The sequence below is a fragment of the Actinoplanes sp. CA-015351 genome (assembly GCF_050955685.1).
In the GTDB taxonomy this organism is placed as follows: Bacteria; Actinomycetota; Actinomycetes; order Mycobacteriales; family Micromonosporaceae; genus Actinoplanes.
The window spans coordinates 3,046,170-3,066,800 of record NZ_CP192102.1 but is presented as its reverse complement, the minus strand read 5'-3'; the positions used below and the strand labels follow the sequence as shown (position 1 = coordinate 3,066,800).

At 68.9% G+C, this 20,631-nt stretch carries 20 protein-coding genes; 6 read left to right on the top strand and 14 right to left on the bottom strand.

Annotation, left to right across the window (positions count from 1 at the left end; translation table 11 throughout):
- Window positions 1–73 precede the first annotated feature (73 nt).
- Window positions 74–289 carry a hypothetical protein gene (locus tag ACQP2E_RS13775; RefSeq protein ID WP_433831538.1) on the top strand — a complete coding sequence of 72 codons (216 nt, stop codon included), beginning with the start codon at window positions 74–76 and terminating at the stop codon, window positions 287–289.
- Here ACQP2E_RS13775 and ACQP2E_RS13770 read toward each other — a convergent pair.
- The 5 genes from ACQP2E_RS13770 to ACQP2E_RS13750 are packed head-to-tail and all read right to left on the bottom strand — an operon-like array spanning window position 275 to window position 6,434.
- Complete coding sequence (locus ACQP2E_RS13770; RefSeq protein WP_433831536.1) at window positions 275–868, bottom strand: LutC/YkgG family protein; 594 nt, start codon at window positions 866–868, stop codon at window positions 275–277. The genes ACQP2E_RS13775 and ACQP2E_RS13770 overlap by 15 nt on opposite strands.
- Complete coding sequence (locus ACQP2E_RS13765) at window positions 865–2,292, bottom strand: LutB/LldF family L-lactate oxidation iron-sulfur protein (protein ID WP_433831534.1); 1,428 nt, start codon at window positions 2,290–2,292, stop codon at window positions 865–867. Before ACQP2E_RS13765 ends, ACQP2E_RS13770 begins: the two co-directional genes overlap by 4 nt.
- Before the next feature lies 1 nt (window position 2,293).
- Window positions 2,294–3,025, bottom strand: a complete 732-nt coding sequence (locus ACQP2E_RS13760; protein WP_433831532.1) for a (Fe-S)-binding protein — start codon at window positions 3,023–3,025, stop codon at window positions 2,294–2,296.
- Between the two features lie 2 nt (window positions 3,026–3,027).
- Window positions 3,028–4,407, bottom strand: coding sequence for a rhamnulokinase (locus tag ACQP2E_RS13755; RefSeq protein WP_433831529.1), 1,380 nt, complete (start codon window positions 4,405–4,407; stop codon window positions 3,028–3,030).
- Window positions 4,404–6,434 carry a bifunctional aldolase/short-chain dehydrogenase gene (locus ACQP2E_RS13750; RefSeq protein ID WP_433831527.1) on the bottom strand — a complete coding sequence of 677 codons (2,031 nt, stop codon included), beginning with the start codon at window positions 6,432–6,434 and terminating at the stop codon, window positions 4,404–4,406. The genes ACQP2E_RS13755 and ACQP2E_RS13750 overlap by 4 nt, the downstream gene beginning before the upstream one ends.
- Window positions 6,435–6,999: 565 nt before the next feature.
- Here ACQP2E_RS13750 and ACQP2E_RS13745 point away from each other — a divergent pair.
- Window positions 7,000–7,566 carry a sugar O-acetyltransferase gene (locus ACQP2E_RS13745; RefSeq protein ID WP_433831525.1) on the top strand — a complete coding sequence of 189 codons (567 nt, stop codon included), beginning with the start codon at window positions 7,000–7,002 and terminating at the stop codon, window positions 7,564–7,566.
- Entirely contained in the window at window positions 7,563–8,300 is a 738-nt protein-coding gene (locus ACQP2E_RS13740) for a TetR family transcriptional regulator (protein ID WP_433831523.1), read from the top strand. The genes ACQP2E_RS13745 and ACQP2E_RS13740 overlap by 4 nt, the downstream gene beginning before the upstream one ends.
- On the opposite strand, the gene ACQP2E_RS13735 is transcribed toward ACQP2E_RS13740, so the two are convergent.
- Window positions 8,278–9,669, bottom strand: a complete 1,392-nt coding sequence (locus tag ACQP2E_RS13735; RefSeq protein ID WP_433831521.1) for an MFS transporter — start codon at window positions 9,667–9,669, stop codon at window positions 8,278–8,280. The genes ACQP2E_RS13740 and ACQP2E_RS13735 overlap by 23 nt on opposite strands.
- Window positions 9,670–9,755: 86 nt before the next feature.
- Here ACQP2E_RS13735 and ACQP2E_RS13730 point away from each other — a divergent pair, with 86 nt between their 5' ends.
- Window positions 9,756–10,706, top strand: coding sequence for an Lrp/AsnC family transcriptional regulator (locus tag ACQP2E_RS13730; protein ID WP_433831519.1), 951 nt, complete (start codon window positions 9,756–9,758; stop codon window positions 10,704–10,706).
- A gap of 200 nt (window positions 10,707–10,906) precedes the next feature.
- Here the strand turns inward: ACQP2E_RS13730 and ACQP2E_RS13725 are convergent, their stop codons facing one another.
- Together ACQP2E_RS13725 and ACQP2E_RS13720 are read right to left on the bottom strand one after the other, a co-directional pair.
- Window positions 10,907–11,281 (bottom strand): VOC family protein, encoded by a 375-nt coding sequence (locus ACQP2E_RS13725; RefSeq protein WP_433831517.1) that lies wholly within the window; start codon window positions 11,279–11,281, stop codon window positions 10,907–10,909.
- 54 nt (window positions 11,282–11,335) lie between these two features.
- Window positions 11,336–12,049: an MBL fold metallo-hydrolase gene (locus ACQP2E_RS13720; RefSeq protein WP_433831515.1), complete on the bottom strand. Its 714-nt coding sequence runs from the start codon at window positions 12,047–12,049 to the stop codon at window positions 11,336–11,338.
- Between the two features lie 122 nt (window positions 12,050–12,171).
- Here ACQP2E_RS13720 and ACQP2E_RS13715 point away from each other — a divergent pair, with 122 nt between their 5' ends.
- On the top strand, window positions 12,172–12,732 hold the full coding sequence (locus ACQP2E_RS13715) for a TetR/AcrR family transcriptional regulator (RefSeq protein WP_433831513.1): 561 nt from the start codon (window positions 12,172–12,174) through the stop codon (window positions 12,730–12,732).
- Window positions 12,733–14,228: 1,496 nt separating this feature from the next.
- Here ACQP2E_RS13715 and ACQP2E_RS13710 read toward each other — a convergent pair.
- Window positions 14,229–15,395 (bottom strand): RtcB family protein, encoded by a 1,167-nt coding sequence (locus ACQP2E_RS13710; protein ID WP_433831511.1) that lies wholly within the window; start codon window positions 15,393–15,395, stop codon window positions 14,229–14,231.
- Window positions 15,396–15,620: 225 nt separating this feature from the next.
- Between ACQP2E_RS13710 and ACQP2E_RS13705 the strand changes: the two genes are divergently transcribed.
- Complete coding sequence (locus ACQP2E_RS13705; protein ID WP_433831509.1) at window positions 15,621–16,472, top strand: alpha/beta hydrolase; 852 nt, start codon at window positions 15,621–15,623, stop codon at window positions 16,470–16,472.
- A 66-nt stretch (window positions 16,473–16,538) separates the two neighbouring features.
- Here ACQP2E_RS13705 and ACQP2E_RS13700 read toward each other — a convergent pair whose 3' ends face one another.
- From ACQP2E_RS13700 to ACQP2E_RS13680, 5 genes are all read right to left on the bottom strand, one after another.
- On the bottom strand, window positions 16,539–16,946 hold the full coding sequence (locus ACQP2E_RS13700; RefSeq protein ID WP_433831507.1) for a hypothetical protein: 408 nt from the start codon (window positions 16,944–16,946) through the stop codon (window positions 16,539–16,541).
- 27 nt (window positions 16,947–16,973) lie between these two features.
- Complete coding sequence (locus tag ACQP2E_RS13695; protein ID WP_433833920.1) at window positions 16,974–17,804, bottom strand: DUF72 domain-containing protein; 831 nt, start codon at window positions 17,802–17,804, stop codon at window positions 16,974–16,976.
- A gap of 110 nt (window positions 17,805–17,914) precedes the next feature.
- Window positions 17,915–18,580: an alpha/beta fold hydrolase gene (locus ACQP2E_RS13690; protein WP_433831505.1), complete on the bottom strand. Its 666-nt coding sequence runs from the start codon at window positions 18,578–18,580 to the stop codon at window positions 17,915–17,917.
- Window positions 18,581–18,835: 255 nt separating this feature from the next.
- Window positions 18,836–19,870, bottom strand: a complete 1,035-nt coding sequence (locus ACQP2E_RS13685; RefSeq protein WP_433831502.1) for a LacI family DNA-binding transcriptional regulator — start codon at window positions 19,868–19,870, stop codon at window positions 18,836–18,838.
- Window positions 19,871–20,071: 201 nt separating this feature from the next.
- Entirely contained in the window at window positions 20,072–20,569 is a 498-nt protein-coding gene (locus ACQP2E_RS13680; protein ID WP_433831500.1) for a polyketide cyclase, read from the bottom strand.
- Window positions 20,570–20,631 lie beyond the last annotated feature (62 nt).

Sequence of the window (20,631 nt, the reverse complement as noted above, 5' to 3'; positions counted from 1 at the left end):
GCGTACGCCAGGCGAGCTTCACAACCCGTCATGGCCGCTCCTGCCGGCGGGGGCGCGCGGGTAGGGTTCGAGCATGACATTCGCCGATCGCCTCGAAGAGCAACTGCGCGCCGTCGAAGCGTCGATCGTGCCGGGCACCGAGTGGGGTGCCGAGTTCCAGGCGATCATCGACAAGACCCGGGCCGACGCGCGCAACGGCGACGCGATGGACCTGGACGAGAGCCTCGCCCAGGTCACCGCCATGGTCGCCCGCCACCGGGCCCGCCAGCAGGAGTCAGCCGTCGAGTAACAGCACGTGCAGGTTCCGTGGGCCGTGCACGCCTTCGACCCGGTTCAGCTCGATGTCGCTCGTCGCGGACGGACCACTGATCCACGTCAGCGGCCGCCGCGCATCCAGCCTCGCGACCGCGTCCGGCACCGCCGCGACCACCTGTTCCGGCCGCAGCACGATGACGTGCACGTCCGGCAGCAGGGTGATGATGCGCCGGCCCTGGTCCGGTGAGGCGTCCAGGACGATGGTTCCGGTTTCCGCCACGGCCACGGCCGCGGCGGTCAGCACCGCCGCTGCTGCCGCTATCCGGTCCGGCGCGAGGCCGTCGTCGACCACGGCGCCGGCTGGGCGCCACGCTTGCGGCAGGCCCGGGGGTACGAGTACCGCTCCGCTGACCAGCCCTTCCACTGTCGGCGCGACGTCCTGCGAGCGAATCCGGTGCACGGTGGCCTTGTAGTCGACGAGCCGATCGACAAACACGTCGAGATCGACGGGCCGCCCAGCCGGCCGATAATCCCGCGGGATTTCGGGAACGACCGGCGCGTCCCGCAGCGCGGAACGCACCCGGCTCAGGATCAGGTCGCGGGACGCGCTCATCGGGCCGCCCACCAATCACGGAACGTCTGCGACGGCATCGCCGGCAGATCACGGCTGGCCGTCCACCCGGACAGCGGCGGTGGCAGCCCCCGGCCACGACGCCCGGCGATGCGGGCGAGTTTGGCGGCGCGCTGCGCTGAGGCGTACGCACGGGGTCTGTCCATGATCCGAGCCGCCGCCTTCATCGCCGCGCGCTCGCCGCGCGGGTGTGGCACCTCGTTGCGCAGGTGTACCAGGATCGACGGAATGTCGATCTTGACGGGACAGGCGTCGAAGCAGGCGCCGCAGAGCGACGACGCATACGGCAGTGACGCGTTGTCCTCGATGCCGGTGAGCTGCGGCGACAGGATCGCGCCGATCGGGCCGGGATAGACCGACCCGTACGCGTGCCCGCCGGTCCGCTCGTAGACCGGGCACACGTTGAGGCAGGCCGAGCAGCGGATGCAGTGCAGCGCCGAGCGTCCGGCCTCGTCGGCGAGAACCGCGCTGCGACCGTTGTCCAGCAGGATCAGGTGGAAGTTCTGCGGCCCGTCGCCGGGAGTGACCCCGGTCCACATCGTGGTGTACGGGTTCATCCGCTCCCCGGTCGACGCCCGGGGCAGCAGTTGCAGGAAGACCTCCAGGTCCTGCCAGGTCGGCAGCACCTTCTCGATGCCCATCACGGTGATCAGCGTGTCCGGCAGGGTGAGGCACATCCGGCCGTTGCCCTCGGACTCCACGACGGCGAGGGTGCCGGTGTCCGCGATCGCGAAGTTCGCGCCGCTCACGGCCACCTTCGTCGACAGGAACGTCTCGCGCAGGTACCGCCGGGCGGCGGCCGCGAGCACCGGCGGATCATCCGTCAGCGCGGGGTCCACGCCGGGCATCTCGCGCAGGAAGATCTCCCGGATCTCCGAGCGGTTGCGGTGGATCGCCGGTACCAGGATGTGGCTCGGCTTGTCGTGGCCGAGCTGCACGATCAGTTCGGCGAGGTCGGTTTCGACCGGCGCGATGCCGGCCTCCTCCAGGGCCTCGTTGAGCCCGATCTCCTGGGTCGCCATCGACTTGACCTTGATGACGCGGTCGGAACCGGTCTCCTTGACGAGCCGGGTGACGATCGCGTTGGCCTCGTTGGCGTCGGCGGCCCAGTGCACGACACCGCCGGCTTCAGTGACCTTCTGTTCCAGTTGCTCCAGCAGGAACGGGAGCCGGGCCATCACGTCGGCCTTGATCGCCGATCCGGCGTCCCGGAGACGCTGCCAATCCGGCAGCTCCGCGATGACCTTGCCGGATTTTCCGCGGATCGTCGTGGTGGCATGCCTCAGGTTGCGCCGCATCTGATCGTTGCCAAGGGCATCGTGCGCGGCCTGCGGAAACGTCTGGTCCCCGCGCAGATTGCCAACTCCGCGCGGAGCGGTGGCGGGCATCCCCAGAAAAGTGGTCATCTCACGGCTCCGTCGCGGCGAGGATCTCGGCGAGATGGACCGTGCGCACCCCGGAACGCAGCCGCGACAGCCCACCTCCGATGTGCATGAGGCAGGACGCGTCACCGGCCGAGCAGACATCCGCGCCGGTGGAGACGATGTTCGTCATCTTGTCGGCAAGCATCGCCGACGACGTCTCGGCGTTCTTGATGGCGAACGTGCCGCCGAAACCGCAGCACTGCTCAGCGGCGGGCAGCTCGACCAGGTCGATACCGCGGACCTGCCGGAGCAGCCGCAGCGGCTTGTCGCCGACCCGGGTCATCCGCAGGCTGTGGCAGGTCGGGTGATAGGTGACCTTGTGCGGATAGAACGCGCCGACGTCCTCGACCTTGAGCACATCAATCAGCAACTCGGACAATTCGTAAGTGCGCTCCCCCACCGACGACGCCCGGGAGGCCAGCCCCGCGTCACCGTACTTGGCGGCGACCATCGCATGCTGATGCCGGATCGACCCGACGCACGATCCGGACGGCGCGACGATCACGTCATAGGGATCAAACGTCTTCACATACCGCTTCACCAGCGGCAACGCGTCCTTCTGATAGCCCGTGTTCACGTGCATCTGGCCGCAACACGTCTGCTCGAACGGGAACACCACCTGATGGCCGAGCCGCTCCAGCAGGAGCACTGTCGCCTTGGCCGCCTCCGGGAAGAGCGTGTCGGCCAAGCAGGTGGCGAAGAGAGCGATCCGCACGGTCACCTCCCTGCCCGCGCGGCCGCTGCCCGCCAGACAGCGTCGTCGCCACGCGGCTCATAACGCACGATGCGTTGAGTCTCGCGCACCAGCGCCCGCATCGCATCCAGACCTCCCTCGACCACCCCGGCCGCACGGGCCTGGACGAGCAGGTTGCCGATCGCGGTGGCCTCGACCGGTCCGGCGAGCACCGGCAGCCCGGAGGCGTCCGCGGTCAGCTGGCAGAGCAGCTCGTTCAGCGCGCCGCCGCCGACCAGGTGCACTGTCGACACCGAGCGGCCGGACAGCTCCTGGGCCTGGCGCAGCGCACGCCGTTGCGCGAGCGCCAGGCTGTCCAGGATGCACCGGGTGATCGTGGCCCGGCCGGCTTCGGCGGGCAGACCGGCCAGCTTGCGCAGCCGGCCCTCCATGTCGCCGGGCGGCATGAACACCGGGTCGTCGAGGTCGACGACATACGTCAGCCCGGGTTCCGCAGCGGCCTCTTTCAGCAGCTCAGGCAGGTCCGGCGAGCCCCACTCACGCAGGCACTCCTGCAACGGCCACAGCCCCATGACGTTGCGCAGATAGCGAATCGTCTGGTCGACGCCGCCCTCGTTGGTGAAGTTCGCCGCGCGCGACGCGTCGCTGAGCACCGGCTCGTCCAGTTCGAGCCCGACCAGCGACCAGGTTCCGCACGAGATGTAGACGAAGTCGCTGCCTTCGGCCGGCACCCCGACGATCGCCGACGCGGTGTCGTGCGACCCGACCGCCACGACCGGCGTGCCCTCATGGAAGCCGATCACCTCGCCGGGATGCCGGACCGGAGGCAACACCTCGGCCCGCAACCCCAAATCAGAGATCAACGTCAACGACCATTCCTGGGTACGCACGTCGAGCAGCCCCGTGGTCGACGCGTTGGTGTACTCCGCCCCGATCTCACCGGTGAGCCAGTACGCCAGCAGGTCCGGCACCAGGAGCAGGTGCTGCGCCACCGCGTACTGCGGCGTGCACCGGGCCGCCATCAGCTGGTAAACCGTGTTGAACGGCAGCGTCTGCAACCCGTTGACCGGATAGAGGTCTGTCGTCGCCGCGGCGATCCCGTCGGTCCGCGAGTCCCGGTAATGCACCGGGTTGCCGAGCAGCGCGCCGCTCGCGTCGATCAGCCCGTAATCGACAGCCCACGAGTCGATGCCGATGCTGTCCACCGGGCCGGCCTTGCGCAGGCCCTCGATCATGCCGCGGTGCAGCGCCAGGATGTCCCAGTGCAAGGTGCCGCCGACGCGTACCGGGTCGTTGGCGAACCGGTGCACCACGTTTAGTTCGAGCCCGTTGTCACCGAACCGGCCGACCACGACGCGCCCGCTGGACGCACCGAGGTCGACCGCCGCGAAAGCCCTGTTCATCGCAGGAACGCCGCCGCGACACCGGCGTCCACCGGAACGTGCAGGCCGGTCGTGTGGGACAGCTCGCCGGCCGTCAGCACGAAGACCGCGTTCGCCACGTGCTTTGGCAGCACCTCACGCTTGAGCAGGGTGCGCTGCGCGTAGTACTCGCCGAGCTTCTCCTCAGGCACGCCGTAGACCGCGGCACGCTTGGCGCCCCAGCCACTGGAGAAAATGCCCGAGCCGCGTACGACACCGTCCGGGTTGATGCCGTTGACCTTGATGCCGTACCCGCCCAGTTCGGCCGCGAGAAGGCGTACCTGATGCGCTTGATCTGCTTTGGCGGCGCCGTAGGCGACGTTGTTCGGGCCCGCGAAGAGCGAGTTCTTGCTGGAGATGTAGACGATGTCGCCGCCGATGCCCTGCTCGATGAGCACCCGGGCGGTGGCCTTGGCGACCAGGAACGAGCCTTTCGCCATCACGTCGTGCTGCAGGTCCCAGTCCTGCTCGGTGGTCTCCAGCAGCGGCTTGGAGATGGAGAGGCCGGCGTTGTTGACCACCAGGTCGACACCGCCGAAGGCGAGGACACCGGTTTCCAGAGCTTTGTCGATCGCTTCGGCATCGGTCACGTCGGCGACCACGCTGATCGCCGCGTCGGTGCCGCCGATCTCGCGGGCCACGTTCTCGGCGGCCTCACCGTCGCGGTCGGCCACGATCACCACGGCGCCCTCGGCGGCGAGCCGCAGCGCGATGGCCCGGCCGATGCCGGAGCCGCCGCCGGTCACGAACGCGATCCGGGTGGCGAGGGGCTTCGGCTTCGGCATCCGCTGCAGCTTCGCCTCCTCCAGCGACCAGTACTCGATGCGGAACTTCTCCGACTCGTCGATCGGGGCGTACCGGGAGACCGACTCGGCGCCGCGCATCACGTTGATGGCGTTGACGTAGAACTCGCCGGCCACCCGCGCGGTTTGCTTGTTCGCGCCGAACGAGAACATGCCGACTCCGGGCACCAGCACGATCGCCGGGTCGGCGCCCCGGATCGCCGGGCTCTCCGGTGTGGCGTGCCGGTCGTAGTAGGCGCGGTAGTCGTCCCGGTAAGCGGCGTGCAGCTCCTTCAGCCTGTCGATCACGGCCTCGAGCGGCGCGTCCGGTGCCGTGTCCACGACCAAGGGCTTCACTTTGGTACGCAGGAAGTGGTCCGGGCAGGACGTGCCCAGTGCCGCCAGTTCGGCGAGGCGCTCGCTGCCGACGAAGTCGAGGACCACGTCACTGCCGGTGTAGTGGCCGACCTGGGTACGGTCCGTCGAGGCCAGCCCGCGGATCACCGGGAACAGGGCGGCGGCTCGCTGTGCGCGTACCGCCGGTTCCAGAGGCTGATGGATCGCCGCGCCGAAAGGCGCGCTGCGGCCGTGCTCGGCGAGATAGGCCGCGGCAGTGGAGATGATCTCGTTGGAGTTCGCCTCGCAGGCGTCGCTCGTGGCGCCCCACGCGGTGATGCCGTGACCGCCAAGGATCACGCCGATCGCCTGCGGGTTCGCCTTCTGCACGGCGGCGATGTCGAGCCCGAGCTGGAACCCGGGACGACGCCAGTCCACCCAGACCACCCGGGCACCGAAGATCTCCTTGGTGAGCGCCGGGCCGTCCGCGGCGGTCGCGATGGCAATGCCGGCGTCCGGGTGCAGGTGGTCGACGTGCGGGACGTCGACGAGGCCGTGCATGGCGGTGTCGATGCTCGGTGCGGCGCCACCCCGCCCGTGCAGGCAGTAGTCGAACGCGGCGACCATCTCGTCCTCGCGCTCCAGGCCCGGATAGACATTGGGCAGGCTCTTCAGCCGGTCGAGGCGAATGACGGCGAGACCGTTCTCGGTCAGCGTGCCGAGGTCGCCGCCGGAGCCCTTGACCCAGAGAAGGTCGACAGGAGTGCCGGTGACCGGGTCGGTGTCGGTGCCCTTGGCCGACGTATTGCCGCCGGCATAGTTGGTCGTGCGCGGATCCGCGCCGAGGCGGTTCGAGCGGGCGATGAGCTCGGCGACTACGGGGTTCGTCATGACGGTCCTTCAGGCCGGGGCGGGTTCCGTCTTCCGGTTTCACGGGGGTCCGGGGGTGTGGTTGATGCTGGGTTGGTGCTGGTCACGGGCCGTTCTCGGCAGTAGAGGGTCCGTGTTTCCCCGAGAATTCTGTGAAACGTTTCAGAGTTACGGACACATTACGACGCACCGCAGACCCGGTCAAGGCCAACCTCTGCGGTTCCGCGAGGAGTCCGGTGGTGCTTTGGTGGCGCCACCCAGAGACCGCCGCACACCACCGACCCGCGGCCGTCGCCGTCGCCGTCGCCGTCGCCGGCGCCGGCGCCGGCGCCAGAGTTTGACGGGAGATCTTGTGAGCTTGCGGCTGGCGCGGCGGCACGAACTCACATGATCCGGGGAGGGTCGTCGCTGTGGTGGTGCACGGCCGCCTGCCCCTCCTGATCTTGTGAGTTTGCGGTCGGCATGGCGGTGCGAACTCACAACATCGGCAAGCGTGGTCGCCCCACCCCGCCCCGTCGCTTGAGCGGCTCTCCACGGGCGAATAAAGGGGACGCGGCGGTTGGCAACTCAGCGTACATTTGTACACATGTCCGTCAGTGAAAAGAGCATGCACGCACGCATGCTCGCCGGAGAGCTCTACATCGCCGATGACCCGGATATCGCCCGGGAGTCGGCTCGCGCCCAGCGCCTCGCCCATGAGATCAACTCGATTGGTCCGACCGACCATGACCGGCGGCGGGAGCTGCTGACCGAGCTGCTCGGCGGGTTCGGTGAGGGCAGTGAGATCCGGCCACCGTTCCAGTGTGACTACGGCTTCCAGACGACGGTGGGTGCGCGTACGTTCGCGAATTTCGGTCTGGTGATCCTGGATGTGGCGAAGGTGACGATCGGTGACGACGTGCAGATCGGGCCGAACGTTCAGCTGCTGACCGCTACCCACCCGCTGGAGCCGGGGCCGCGCCGGGACAAGTGGGAGTCGGCGGATCCGATCGTCATCGGGGACAACGTCTGGCTCGGCGGCGGGGTGATCGTCTGCCCCGGCGTGACGATCGGCGAGAACACGGTGGTCGGCGCCGGTTCGGTGGTCGTCAAGGATCTGCCGTCCAACGTGGTCGCGGTCGGTTCGCCGGCGCGCGTCATCCGCGAACTGTGAGCCGGACGCGCGCCGACGGCGTCGTGCGTCAGGCCAGCCCGGCAGCAGTCCCCGCGAAAAGCGGTCCAACCAAAAGCGGTCCAACCAAAAGCGGTCCAACCAAAAGCGGCCCAGCCGAAGGCATCCCCGCCAAGAGCAGCCCCGCCAAGAGCAGCCCCGCCAGGAACGATCCGGCCAAGGCTGACAAGGAGCGCCGCGCCCGCCGCCACGACCCGGATCGCAAGGATCGGATCGTCGACGCCGCCATCCGGGTGATCGCCGAGCACGGTGTCGCCGGCACCACGCACCGGCTGATCGCGGCCGAGGCGGACGTGCCGCTGGGTTCGCTGACCTACCACTTCACCGGGCTCGACGATCTGCGCGCGCAAGCCTTCAAACGGCACGCCGAGCGGATGTCGGCGACGTACGCCGCACACTTCGACGGGGTGCACGACCGCGAGCAGCTGGTCGACGCGCTGACCCGGCTGATACACGGTGACGCGGGCGCCGACACGCACGACTGGGCGATCGCCTACGAGCTCTACCTCGCCGCCCTGCGTGACCCGGCACTACGGGAGGTCACCGAGACATGGATGCGGACCAGCCGCGCGGTGCTGGAACGCTTCGTCGATCCGGTGACCGCCCGCGGGGTGGACGCGCTGATCGAGGGCCTCGTCATTCACAAGACGCTGGCGACCACCCCGGTGCCGGTGGAGGAGATCCGCGCGATAGTCACCCGGGCAATCGGGCAGTAGCAGAAGCCTGCTCCCGGTGCCGGGCGAACACCAGCACCACCACGGCGCCCACCAGCGCCAGGCCGGCCGCGATCAGCAGAGCCGCATCAAGCCCGTCCACAAAAGAGGCCGCACCAGAAGCTTCACCAGAAGCCGGGCCGAACACCGTTCCGAGAACCGCCACGCCGAACGCGAACCCCAGCTGGCGGAACGCGTTCATCGCGCCGCCGGCCATCCCGCTGCGCTCCTTCGGCACCTCGGCCAGGATCGCCGACGACATCGTCGGCAGCACCATCCCGACGCCGAGACCCACCAGGATCAGCCCCGGAATGAGCACGCCCCCACCCGATGAATCGCCGACCCGGGTCTGCAGCAGATCACCGGCAGCCACCAGCAGCAGTCCGAGACCGACGGTCCAGCGGGCCGGCACCCCCTGCAGCGCACGACCGGCGAACACCCCGACCACCAGCGACGCGAGGCTCATCGGAAGCGCGCCGAGCAACCCGGCGTCAACCGGCCCGTGCCCCAGGATCCGCTGAAGCCACACGGTCGTATAAGGCATCACCGCGAACGCCGCCGCCTGGGTGAGAAACGCCGCCGCGATCAGCGAGGCAAACGCAGGCCGCCGAAACAGCCCGAGATCAAGCATCGGATGATCCGAGCGCCGCTCAACCACCAAGAACACGATAAATCCGATGAGTCCGGTGAGGAACGACCCGATCGTCACCCCAGCGCCCCAGCCCGAGGTGGAAGCCGAGATCAACCCGTAGGTCAGCGCCCCCGCCGCCACGGTGAACGCCACCGTCCCCGGCACATCGAACCGGCCCGCCCGCGGCGCGCGAGACTCCACGACACCCCGGTAGGTGAACCAGGCAGCGGCAGCACAGATCGGCAGGTTCACCAGGAAGATCCAGTGCCACCCGAGGTGCTCGGTCAGCAGCCCGCCCACGATCGGCCCGGCCGCGGCGGCCGCACCGTTGACCGCTCCCCACACGCCGAACGCGACACCCCGGTCCCGCCCCTGATAGGTCAGATTGAGCAGCGCGGCCGTCGTGGCGTACATCGCCGCGCCGCCGATCCCCTGCACCACCCGGGCGCCGATCAGCGTCGCCGCATCCGGCGCGAACGCACAGATCAACGACGACACCCCAAAGATCAAGAGCCCGATTTGGTACGCGCGGCGGCGCCCGTACCGATCGGCAAGTGATCCGGCGCCGAGGACGAGCGCGGCGAGTGCGAGGGCGTAACCGTCGAGGACCCATTGCAGTTCGCCGGTGCCGGCGCCGAGGCTGGTGGCGATGTCCGGCAGAGCGACCACGACGACGGTGACGTCGACGAGGAGAAGGAACGTGCCGAGGCAAACGGCGACGAGTGGTGACCATTTGTGCATGCGCAGCACTGTGCCGGTCCTGCGGCGGAGAGAGCGACTCAGAACGCAGGAACCGGCGGATCTCGACACCGGTTTACGCTGATCCGATGGAAATCGACACGCTCGACCAGCAGGTGATCCACGCGCTGCGGATCAACGGCCGGGCCGGTTACCGGGAGATCGGCGCGGTACTCGGCGTCTCCGACCAAACCGTGGCCCGGCGGTACCGCAAGCTGCGCGAACAGGCCGGCCTGCGGGTCGTGGCGCTGCCGAATCCGCTGACGCTCGGTCAGGAGATGTGGACGATCCGGCTGCGTACCGCGCCGGATGCGGCGACGACCATCGCCGCGGCGCTCGCGCGCCGCCGCGACACGGTCTGGGTGAGCCTGACCAGCGGCGGGACGGAGATCTCCTGCAGCGTACGCGTACCGGCCACCGCCGACTGGGAGTCGCTGCTGCTGGAGAAGCTCCCGCGTACGCCGCGGCTCGTCTCGGTGACGGCGCACTGCCTGATCCACCAGTTCAGTGGCGGAGCGACCGGCCCGGACGGCCGGGACCAGGCGCTGACCGGCGAGCAGATCGAGGCCCTGACGCCGGAACGGCTGCCCGGTCATCCCCAGCTGACCGATGCCGATCAGACGCTGATCGACGCGCTGGCCAGGGATGGCCGGCTCGGGTACACCGAACTGGCGGCGGCGACCGGGTGGCCGGAGTCCACCGTGCGCCGGCGGCTACGTGACCTGCTGGGCACCGGCGCGCTCTTCTGCGATGTGGAGATCGACCCGGACGCGCTCGGATATCGGGGCCGGGTGATGCTCTGGCTGTCGGTGGCGCCGTCCCGGCTCGCCGAGGTCGGCGCCGCGCTGGCCGCCCACGACGAGGTCGTCTTCGCGGCCGCCACCACGGGGCCGACAAACGTCACCGCCACTGTCGTCTGCCAGGACATGGCCGGCTTCTACCGCTATCTGACCGAAAAGATCGGCCGCCTCGACGGGGTGGAGCGGGTGGAGTCGGCACCGCTGGTCCGCCACGTGAAGCAGGTCGGATCGATCAATTGAAAATTTCGTGTTTCCGATGCAACGGAACCAGGGGTGCCGCGCGTCCTTGATCTACGAGGGCACTCCTCTGCCCCCGGGGCCGTGCCTGGCACGGAGGCGTCGGCGGTACCGATTCGGGCCGCCGCCGCTCCCCGCTCGCTCTCAGCGCCTGCCGCCGAGCAGCTCATGGGCCATCTTTGCCCGGCTCGGGTAACAGAAACCTAGCGGCAGATCATCACCGGATGACCGTCCGGATCGGCGACGTAGGCCATCCGTTCGCCCCACGGCTGGTCGGCGGGCTCGACCAGCACCGGCACCCCCGCCGACCGGAGTTCGCCGATCGCGGTGTCCACGTCGTCGGTGTAGACGCAGAGCTCGAACTGGTGGCCCGCGCGCGGGTGGACCGGCAGCCCGTGCGAGCCGGCCTGACCGTCGCTGACCTGGGCGATCGACACCGTGGCGCCGCTGAGCGAGAGCGAGACGAAATCCCCGAATCGGTACGTCTCGGCGAACCCGAGCAGGTCGCGATAGAAGGCGAGCGACACGTCCAGGTTCTCGGTGTAGACGATCGGGTGGGCATCACGAAACACAGCCATGGGCGAATTGTCGCGCATGCGGGGGTCGTTTCCGCCTGCGTGCATGAACGGCGGTCATGAGCGGTACGCCTCGATCCGGCGGACGATCTCCCCCGCGCCCTGGTTCCACGGCGTGCCGTGGCCGGGCAGCACCCACGTCACGTCCAGCTCGGCGATCCTCGCGAGAGAGGTGGCGGCCTGCGCCGGGTCGTCGGTGAACGGCGCCGGCTGGGGACCGTTCTCGCCGGTCAGCACGTGCCGGGTGGTCAGCGCGTCGCCCACGAAGACCGCGTCGGCAGCCGCCGAGTGGATCGCGATGCTGCCCGGTGAGTGCCCGGGCAGCCCGATGATCCGGGGCGCTCCGGGGAGGTCGAGCACCTGACCGTCTTCGATCGTGGTCACCTGGGTCAGGTACGTGGTCTTGAGGCCGCCTTTGCGGGACGCGTACCAAAAGAAGCTCGTGATCCCACCCAGCTTGACCTTTCCCCAGGTGGGTTTGGTTTTGATCTCGCCGCGGGCGCGTGCGGCATCGGCCGCGTGCACGAAGATCGGCACGTCGTGGTCGCGTCGCAGTCGCTCGGCGAAGCCGAGGTGGTCGGAGTCACCGTGCGTGAGAATGACGCCGCGGATGTCGTCGACGGTGCGGCCCAGGCTTGCCAGTTCACTGATCAGTTCCGGCCATTGGCCGGAGAGGCCGGCGTCGATGAGTGTGACGCCCTCGTCGGTGACGATGAGGTAGACCGCCACGATGTCGCTGCCGATGCGGTGGAGTTGAGGACCCAGCTTCATGATGGCTAAGGTATATAGCTATCATGGCTACGGTCAATAGCTATCGCGGTGGCCTGTGTTCGTTGTGGCCTGTATTCGTATTCGTTGTGGTTCTTATCCTTTGTGGCCCGTAGGGAGCGCTCATGCCGACGCCGGAACGCACGTCGCTCGACGAGATCGTCGGAGCCGCCCGGGAGATCCTGGAGACCGACGGGCTGGCGCGGCTGACGATGCAGGCCGTCGCGGAGCGGGTGGGGGTGCGCGCGCCGTCGCTGTACAAGCGTGTGCGCAACCGGGAGGCGCTGATCCAGCTGGTCGCGTCGGCGTCGGTCGACGACCTGGGCGCGCAGCTGGCCTCGGTTGCTCGGACCGGTGACCCGCGGGCGGATCTGGCGTCGCTGGCACGGGCGTTCCGGGCGTTCGCGCATGCCCGCCCGGCGGCCTACCGGCTGATCATGGCATGGTCGCCGGAGGTGGTGGTCGCGGTCGACACGGAGCAGCTGGCACGAGCGAGCGCTCCGATGATGGAGGTGTCCGCACAGCTGGCAGGCCCGGCTAACGCACTGGAGGCGGCGCGCTTGGTCACGGCCTGGGGGAACGGGTTCATCAGCATGGAGCTGGCGGGCGCGTTCAATCTGGGCGGGGATATCGAGGAGGCTTTCGAGTACGGCATCGAGAGGTTGGCGAGGGCGTTGGCGCTGTAGGCGCGGGGTGTAGGTGCTGGCTCGGTTTGCCCGGTCTGATTTGCCCTGGCCTGGGCTTTCCAGGCCTGGGCCTTCCTGGCCTGGGCCTTCCTGGCCTGGTTTATGTGGCTGGGTAAGCGCGGGCCGGGTCTCGCCTCGAACCCGGCCCGCGCCACGCAGCGGAGCTCCCCCGAACTCGGCCCGCTGCCAAGATTCCACCAGGTAGGCGGCGCGGTGAACACGCAGAACGATATGCAGAACTAGCGATGCCGGGGTAACCGTGCCGACAGCTCTTGCTTCCCGGCCCCCGCCACGCCCGAACTGAGAGCGTTCGTGGCAGGTTCGGCAGGCAGGGGAATTGATTTTCTTATGCTGGAATTTCGGGCTCGGAAACGGCTTGATCGAATGCTTACCGGGCGCTTCGAGGGGCTGGAAGAATTGGGCCATGGGGCAGCAGGGACTGTTCACCAGAGCGGAATTGGCGGCGTGGCGGGACCGAACCGCCAGGCGCAATCATTCGCCCGAGGCTGAGCAATTCCGGCGACAGCACGAGCGCCATCGCGCGTGGGGGGCGCGTGGGGCCTTGAGCGGCGGCATGCCGAGCGCCTGCGTCAAATTCGCGAGGCGGCGAAGGACGCTCTGCCCGCCTCTCCCGCCTCTCCCGCCTCACCCGCCTCACCCGCCTCACCCGCCTCTCCCGCCTCTCCCGCCTCACCCGCCTCACCCGCCTCACCCGCCTCACCCGCCTCACCCGCCTCACCCGCCTCACCCGCCTCACCGGCCTCACCGGCCTCACCGGCCTCACCGGCCTCACCCGGCCCAGCCGATCGACCTGGCGCAGCCGGCCCGCCCGGCCCACCGGGCCCGCCCGACCGAGCAGATCTGGCGGTCATGGGATCGGGTCCAGCTGCAGGGCGCTCTTGCCAGGCGCCCGCGACCTCCGAGCTCGCGACCCTCGAACCCACGACCCCCGAACCCACGACCCCCGAACCCACGGGTTCCCAACCCGCAGGCTCTGAACCTGCCGCCACCGGGCCCACCAGTTCAGGGCCTACCAGCGCCGGGCACACCAGCTCCGGACGCATCGGTGCGGGGCTTGATATCGGTGCGGGGAGGCTATCGATTCTTCATTCTGATAAAGGTTTCACCGCGGCACGTTATTTCGGGAGCCCACGGAGCCCTCCGGCACATCAGCGAGAACCGACATTACCAGTCATGCTCCGCTTTATTCGCCGTTTCAGGCTGCGCGCTTATTCTGCTGAAACGTGCACTAGGCCAGGATTGGAGGATGACCTTCGCGCTGATTCCTGCGGTTCTGCTTGGGGAACTGGCCTTTCGCCCTCTCGCCTTCCTTGAGCCCATGTCCGGCATGGCCGGCGTGGCCGGCGCGGGCGGTGCGGGCGGCGCGGGCGGACTGGCCGGCGCGGGCGGACTGGCGAGCGTGGCGGTTCGGCCGGCCGTGGTCCTGGGCCGGCCACGACAACGGCGCCGGGCTGCCCGTGTGACGGAGCCGGCCGTCACCTACGCCTGCCTGCCCGGGAAACCGGGAGAGCGGCGTGCTTGTCGGCAGTCTTGTAGGTGATTACCGGGACTGTGGTGAGCAGCGGTGTTGCCAGGCCGAAGCTGGTCAGGTCGCCGATTACCTGTTCGATCCGTTGGTAAGCGGTTGGCGCTTCCTCGAACAGCAGCTGACGGTCGCCGCAGACGACGAGGGAGCCGACGGGCGTTCGGCGCAGTTCCTCGACGGTGTGTTTGGCCTTGCCTCGCTTCAGGGCGTCGGATCGGGACATCTTGCGGCCTGCGCCGTGGGCCACCGAGAAGCCCGCGTCGGCGCCGGCGTGCGCGGACACCAGGTAGGACCTGGTGCCTCGGGTGCCGGCGATCAGGACGTCCTGGTTGTCGCCCGGTGCTGCGCCCTTGCGGTGCAGGTAGAGACCGTCGCGGATCTCCACCGCGTTGTGGCAGACGTCGAGGATCGGCTCGCCGATCTCGGCGCCGAGCGCCAACCCGACGCGCTCGGCCAAGGTGCGCCGGTTCAGGCTTCCCCAGCGTACGGCCGTGTCGTGCGATTCGAGATATGCGGTGGGGTCGGCGGCCGGGCCGGCGCCGTGCACTTCGGTGTGCGCTCGCAGGATCCGCTCGCCGAATCCGCGGGAGCCGCTGTGCACGATCAGCACATGGTCACCCGCAGCCAGAGCCGGTGACGCCCGGACAAGCCCGCCGGCATCCGCCGCCGCGGACGCCTGCGGAGGGAAGAACGCTTGCGGTGGCAACGCCTGCGCTGGCAACGCCTGCGGTGGGAACGCCTCGTCCACTCGGGCCAGCTCTACGAAGTGGTTGCCGCGGCCTACCGTTCCGAGGCCCTCCGTATACCCGCCGGGGATCTCGCCCACCGGCTTCACCGGCTCGTCGAGATCAGGGAAGCGTTTGGCCAGGCGTTCCGGGACGACCTTCTTGAGGCGGAACGGAAAAACGGCGATGCCGCAGCCGATGTCCGAGCCGACGAGGAAGGGGTACAGCACCGACGAGAGCATGGCGGCGCCGATCGGGGCGCCCTTGCCGGGGTGCAGGTCGGGCATGCCGGCTACGTGGATCATGCCGTCCAGGGCGGCGACCTGGTGACATTGGGCAACGGCGTCGGACTCGATCCAGCTGGACGGGCCCGCGAAGACTTTCACAGACAAAACGACGATCTTTCTCAGTCAAGGATTGGCACAGGCTGGAGGCAGATCGTCAGTACGTCATGTCGATCATTGTTGGCCCAGTTCACAACGGCGGCAACGGAATTTCCGCCGTGTTACATATCGCGGCAGCATGTACTCAGTGGGATTACCGGCAGGTAACGAGCGGCGAGATCTTAACCACATCGATCTATGTGTGAACGATCCCACACCCCAGGGAGCACTCACGTGAAAGTTTCGCTTCTCTTCGCCTCGATCGCCGCGGCCGTGACAGTGCTGGTCGCACCTACGCAGGCCCTCGCCGCCAACCCGTACGAGCGGGGACCCGCACCCACGAACGCCAGCATCGAAGCGTCACGCGGCACGTACGCCGTCTCGCAGACCACGGTGGCCCGCCAGAGCGGCTTCGGCGGCGGCACCATCTACTACCCGACCAGCACCGCGGACGGCACGTTCGGCGCGGTCGCCATCTCTCCCGGATTCACCGCGACCCAGTCGAGCGTCGCCTGGCTCGGCCCCAGGCTCGCCTCGCAGGGCTTCGTGGTGATCACGATCAACACGCTGAGCACCCTGGACCAGCCGGACAGCCGCGGCACCCAGCTGCTCTCCGCGCTCGACTACCTCACCGGGACCAGTTCGGTGCGTACGCGCATCGACGCCACCCGGCTCGGCGTGATGGGCCACTCGATGGGCGGCGGCGGCAGTCTCGCGGCGGCACGCACCCGTCCGGCGTTGCAGGCGGCCGTGCCGCTGACCCCGTGGCACGGGACCAAATCGTGGACCACGGTACGCGTGCCCACCATGATCATCGGTGCGGAGAACGACACCGTCGCACCGGTCGCGTCGCACTCGGAGCCGTTCTACACCAGCTTGACCAGTGTGCCGGACAAGGCGTACCTGGAGGTCAACAACGCCACGCACTCGGCGCCGACCGAGGGCGGCAACGTCACGGTCGCGAAGTACGCGCTGTCGTGGATCAAGCGCTTCATCGACAACGACACCCGGTACGACCAGTTCCTCTGCCCGGCCCCGTCCGGTTCCACGATCCAGGAGTACCGCGCCACCTGTCCGCACGCGTAGCCCGTACCCCAGAAATGTGAACGGCCCGGCGGCGCCTCGCCCAGAGGGAGCCGCCGGGCCGTGCCGTCAGTCCAGCAGCCACTGATGCAGCTGCGTGCCGAACGGTGTCAGCGCCCCCGCCGTCAGCACCACCCACGCCCCGGTGCTCTTGAGCAGCCCGCGCAACGTCTCCCGATCGCCCACCTGCCAGGTGTGCATGAGCATCCCGAGTCCGAAAAAGATCGTCACGAACGCCACCGGATAGATGAAGTAGGCGACGAACATCCCCGGCACGAACCCGTAGACCAGCGGCGCTCCGGGCAGCGAGTCCTTCGGGTCGCCGAGCCGCTCCAGCCCCGGATCGACCACCGCGCCGAGATCACCGGCACGCAGCGCGGCCAGCAACAGCACGCCGAAACTGCTGATCAGGCACGCCACGAGCAATGTCCACTGTGCCCACACGAGAACGCGGCCACCGGCCGACCGTTGATCCACGGCGCGCAATCTATCCAACGATGATCTTCAGAAGAGCGTGAGGGGTGCTTCCGGTTCCGGCAGCGGCAACGGGTCGGGCAGCGGCTCCAGCTCCGGCACGAGCGCCCGCACCTCGGCATGGAATCGCCGGCACAATTCCGGCGCGTCGGCATTGTCGGGAGTGTGCACGAAAACGGTCGGCGCGCGCCCCTCACGCAACCATTCCGCGGTTGTTCTCACCCATTTCTGCCAGCCTTCGATCGTACGATCGGAATCGTCTCGTCCCAGATAGCGCACGATGGGTCGTGCCGTTGTCGCATGCTCGCGAAGCGGCATGCGGGGCTTCTTCGTCCAGGCGTCGCGCTCGGCGTCGCTGGTCGGCGGGCTGGCGAAGAACGTGGTCGTGTCGAAAGGGACCCATTCCGCATCGACGACGGTCAGCATTTCCTCGAGCCTTCGCGGGTCGGCGAAGAATTCCGGGTGGCGCACTTCGACGGCCCAGCGATGCCCTGCGGGCATTCGCCGCAGGAATCGGTACAGGTCGTGCAGATCTTGCGGTCCGAATGCGCCGGGCAATTGGATCCAGAGCGCTTGGGTACGATCCTTGAGCGGCTCGATCGCGTCGAAGAACGCGGCAAGCGGCTCGTCAGCGTCGATCAGCCGGCGCTCATGCGTCACTATCTTCGGAATTTTCAACACAAATCCGAAATCATCGGGCGCGTGTGCGGCCCAGCTCTCCACTGTCTCCCGGGTCGGGATCGCATAGAACGTCGTGTTGCCCTCAACGGCGTTGCACCAGCTCGCATAGGCGCGAAGCCGCTCACCGGGCGTCGCCGGGTGCGGCTGGAACCGCCCCTGCCACGACTTGAGACTCCACATGGCACAGCCGACGCGCAGCCTCATCGGAGGAGAGCCTTCGTCAGCTTGTCTCATCCGAGCAGGACCTTCGTCAGCTTGTCTCATCCGAGCGGGACCTTCGTCAACTCGCCTCATTCGAGCAGGGCCTTTGTCAGCTCGTCGGGCCGGCTCAGCGGGTTGAGGTGTCCGCCGGGGAGGCGTTCGACGTCGAGGCCGAGCCGGTCCCGGGCGACCCGGGCCTGGAACTCCGCCGGGAAGAATCGGTCATCGGCGCCGGCGAGGACCCGGGTCGGCACGTCCGGCCAGGCGGGCAGCGGCCAGGCCAGCCCGAACGCGGCGCCGGACTGCGGCCGTCCGTGCGCGATGGCGTAATCGGTCAGGTCCTGCGGCACGTCGTGGAAGAAGTAGACACCGAGGTCGAACGCGGCGTCCGGGTCGCGGCCCGCCGCCCGGTCGTTGTCGCGGCGGGCCTGCTCCTGGCCGGTGTTCGCCCACCAGTCGCCGCCGGTCTCGCCGGGGGCGGGGATCATGGCGTTGACCAGGATGATCTTCGAGACGGGGAGCCGGTCGCAGGTCAGCGGTGCGCTCAGGCCGCCCAGCGACTGCGCCACGAGAACCACATCATCGGCGGCGCCGGCTGATGCGACGATCAGATCGGCGTAGTCGCGCAGGCCTGCGGTCTCGTCATCGGCGGGCAGGTCGACGGCGATCGCGTCGTGACCGGCGGCGTGCAGGCGGGCGACGACCAGGTGCCAGATCCAGCCACTGCCACCGGCGCCGGGAACCAGGACGAACATGCGACCCATGCTATTTCACGCCCCGATGCCAGGAGCACACCGTGCGCCCGGGTCCAGGCGAGACGACAGCACACCGTGCGCCCGGGTCCAGGCGAGACGACAGCACACCGTGCGCCCGGGTCCAGGCGAGACGACAGCACACCGTGCGCCCCGACCCACCCGAAACGAAAGCGCACCGTGGGCCCGGGTCCAGGCGAGACGACAGCACACCGTGCGCCCCGGTCGCGCCGGCACTAACCCCGGCACACCCCGTAATCAGCCGCGCTTGACGATTCCCGTGGACGCCCTCGCCACCAATGCCGGCACGAAAGTCGCCTGCTCGTGCACATGATCCGGGTTGCTCGCCTCGTCCAGCACCAGCCGCGCCGCCGTGCGGCCCAGCTCCTGCCGGGGCTGTCGCACCGATGTCAGCGGAACCGCGGCGGCCGCAGCGAAATCGATGTCGTCGAACCCGACGATCGCCAGATCGTCCGGCACCCGCAGCCCCGCCGTGACCGCGTGCTGCAACAACCCGAGCGCCAGCAGATCGTTGGCGCAGAACGCCGCAGTGGGCCGCCGCCGGCTGGGCAGGCCGGCCAGCCGCTCCCCCGCCGAGCGCCCCTCACTCACGGTCAGCGCCTCGGTCGGCAGGTTGATCAGGTCCTCAGCCGGCAGCCCGAACTCCGCCCACACCTCCCGGGCGCCCTGCAAGCGTTCCCGCACCTGCCCGATGCTGCCCGGCCCACCTACGAACGCGACCCGCTGATGACCGCGATCGATCAGGTGCTCGACGGCGATCCGGCCACCGAGCACGTCGTCCACCGACACCGAGCAGTGGTCGCCGGCCCGGCTCAGCCGATCGACCATGACGAACGGGATCCCGCGCTGCCCCACCTCGGCGAGGTGCGGCGCGTCCGGGTCGGCCGGGGTGATCAGGATGCCCTGTACCCGCTGCTGCACGAGCCGGTCGAGATGTTTCGCCTCGCGGTCGCCGCGGCCGCTGCTGTTGCAGACGAACAGTGACAGGTCGGCGTCCTCAGCGGCGGTCTCGATGCCCTCGGCCACGTCGTGGAAGAACGGGTTGCCGCCGTCGAGCATGACGTACGCCAACGCCCGGCTGGTCCCGGCCCGCAGCTGGCGGGCCGACTCGTTGCGGACAAAACCCAGCTCGGCCATGGCGCGCTCGACCCGCTCGCGCGTCGTGGTGCTGACCACGGCGGGGCGGTTGAGCACGTTCGACACCGTGCCGAGCGAAACACCGGCGGCCGCGGCGACGTCCTTGACCGAGGGGGCGCGGCCGTTGCGGGTCAACGGTGGACCTTTCGCCGAGATGGATATTGCACATCGAGTGAACCACCGGAACTGAAACATTTCAACCGGCTGAGCACCCGCGTGTCGAATCCCTGCCCGGCCTGGTGTACCGGCCTGCACACCATAAATGCAGATGACCATCCCACCGGCCGCGACCCGCGCCGGAGAACCCGCGAACTTCAGCCGGGCACGCGCCAGTGATCAAGCGACCGTCTCGGCCAGCCGTTTGAAATTCAGCAGTTGACGCCGCGCCATCACCAGGTCACCGACCGACAGCGCCGGCGCCGCCCACCGGTTACCCTGCATGACCACCTTGAGCAACAGCCGGGTGGCCCCGTCCGGCTCGTCCACCAGCACATACGACATGTAGGCATCCATGATCGTCCCGGTCAGCTGCCGTCCGGGCTCGACCGAGACGATCCGGCCCTGCGGCCGCCCACCGGTCATGGTGAACGCCTCACCGACCCGCGGCTCGGCAAGCCCCACCAGCCGCCGCGGTGATCGCCGCCCGAGGTTGTCCAGCCAGTCGTAGGAGTACGGCGCGATCCGCACCTGCCCCACCCACGGCCACACCACGCCGGCGCCGGCCGCGACCCGCACACCACGCCAGACCTGGATAGCGGGCGCCTCGACGAACGCGTCGCACGGATAGACCCGCCCGACATCCCCGTCCTCCACACCCCACCGGTCCCCGATCACCCGCACACCTCACCCGATCCGGAGCCCACCGCGCCGCCCCGCCCGCGGCACTCACCCTCAGC

Bases quoted from the DNA above. Each gene is read 5' to 3' on its own strand.
- ACQP2E_RS13730 (WP_433831519.1), top strand. From the start codon at position 9,756: ATGGAAATCGACACGCTCGACCAGCAGGTGATCCACGCGCTGCGGATC.
- ACQP2E_RS13775 (WP_433831538.1), top strand. From the start codon at position 74: ATGACATTCGCCGATCGCCTCGAAGAGCAACTGCGCGCCGTCGAAGCG.
- ACQP2E_RS13755 (WP_433831529.1), bottom strand. From the start codon at position 4,407: ATGAACAGGGCTTTCGCGGCGGTCGACCTCGGTGCGTCCAGCGGGCGC.
- ACQP2E_RS13720 (WP_433831515.1), bottom strand. From the start codon at position 12,049: ATGAAGCTGGGTCCTCAACTCCACCGCATCGGCAGCGACATCGTGGCG.
- ACQP2E_RS13745 (WP_433831525.1), top strand. From the start codon at position 7,000: ATGTCCGTCAGTGAAAAGAGCATGCACGCACGCATGCTCGCCGGAGAG.
- ACQP2E_RS13735 (WP_433831521.1), bottom strand. From the start codon at position 9,669: ATGCACAAATGGTCACCACTCGTCGCCGTTTGCCTCGGCACGTTCCTT.
- ACQP2E_RS13715 (WP_433831513.1), top strand. From the start codon at position 12,172: ATGCCGACGCCGGAACGCACGTCGCTCGACGAGATCGTCGGAGCCGCC.
- ACQP2E_RS13770 (WP_433831536.1), bottom strand. From the start codon at position 868: ATGAGCGCGTCCCGCGACCTGATCCTGAGCCGGGTGCGTTCCGCGCTG.
- ACQP2E_RS13765 (WP_433831534.1), bottom strand. From the start codon at position 2,292: ATGACCACTTTTCTGGGGATGCCCGCCACCGCTCCGCGCGGAGTTGGC.
- ACQP2E_RS13690 (WP_433831505.1), bottom strand. From the start codon at position 18,580: ATGTTCGTCCTGGTTCCCGGCGCCGGTGGCAGTGGCTGGATCTGGCAC.
- ACQP2E_RS13750 (WP_433831527.1), bottom strand. From the start codon at position 6,434: ATGACGAACCCCGTAGTCGCCGAGCTCATCGCCCGCTCGAACCGCCTC.
- ACQP2E_RS13725 (WP_433831517.1), bottom strand. From the start codon at position 11,281: ATGGCTGTGTTTCGTGATGCCCACCCGATCGTCTACACCGAGAACCTG.
- ACQP2E_RS13695 (WP_433833920.1), bottom strand. From the start codon at position 17,804: ATGTGGAGTCTCAAGTCGTGGCAGGGGCGGTTCCAGCCGCACCCGGCG.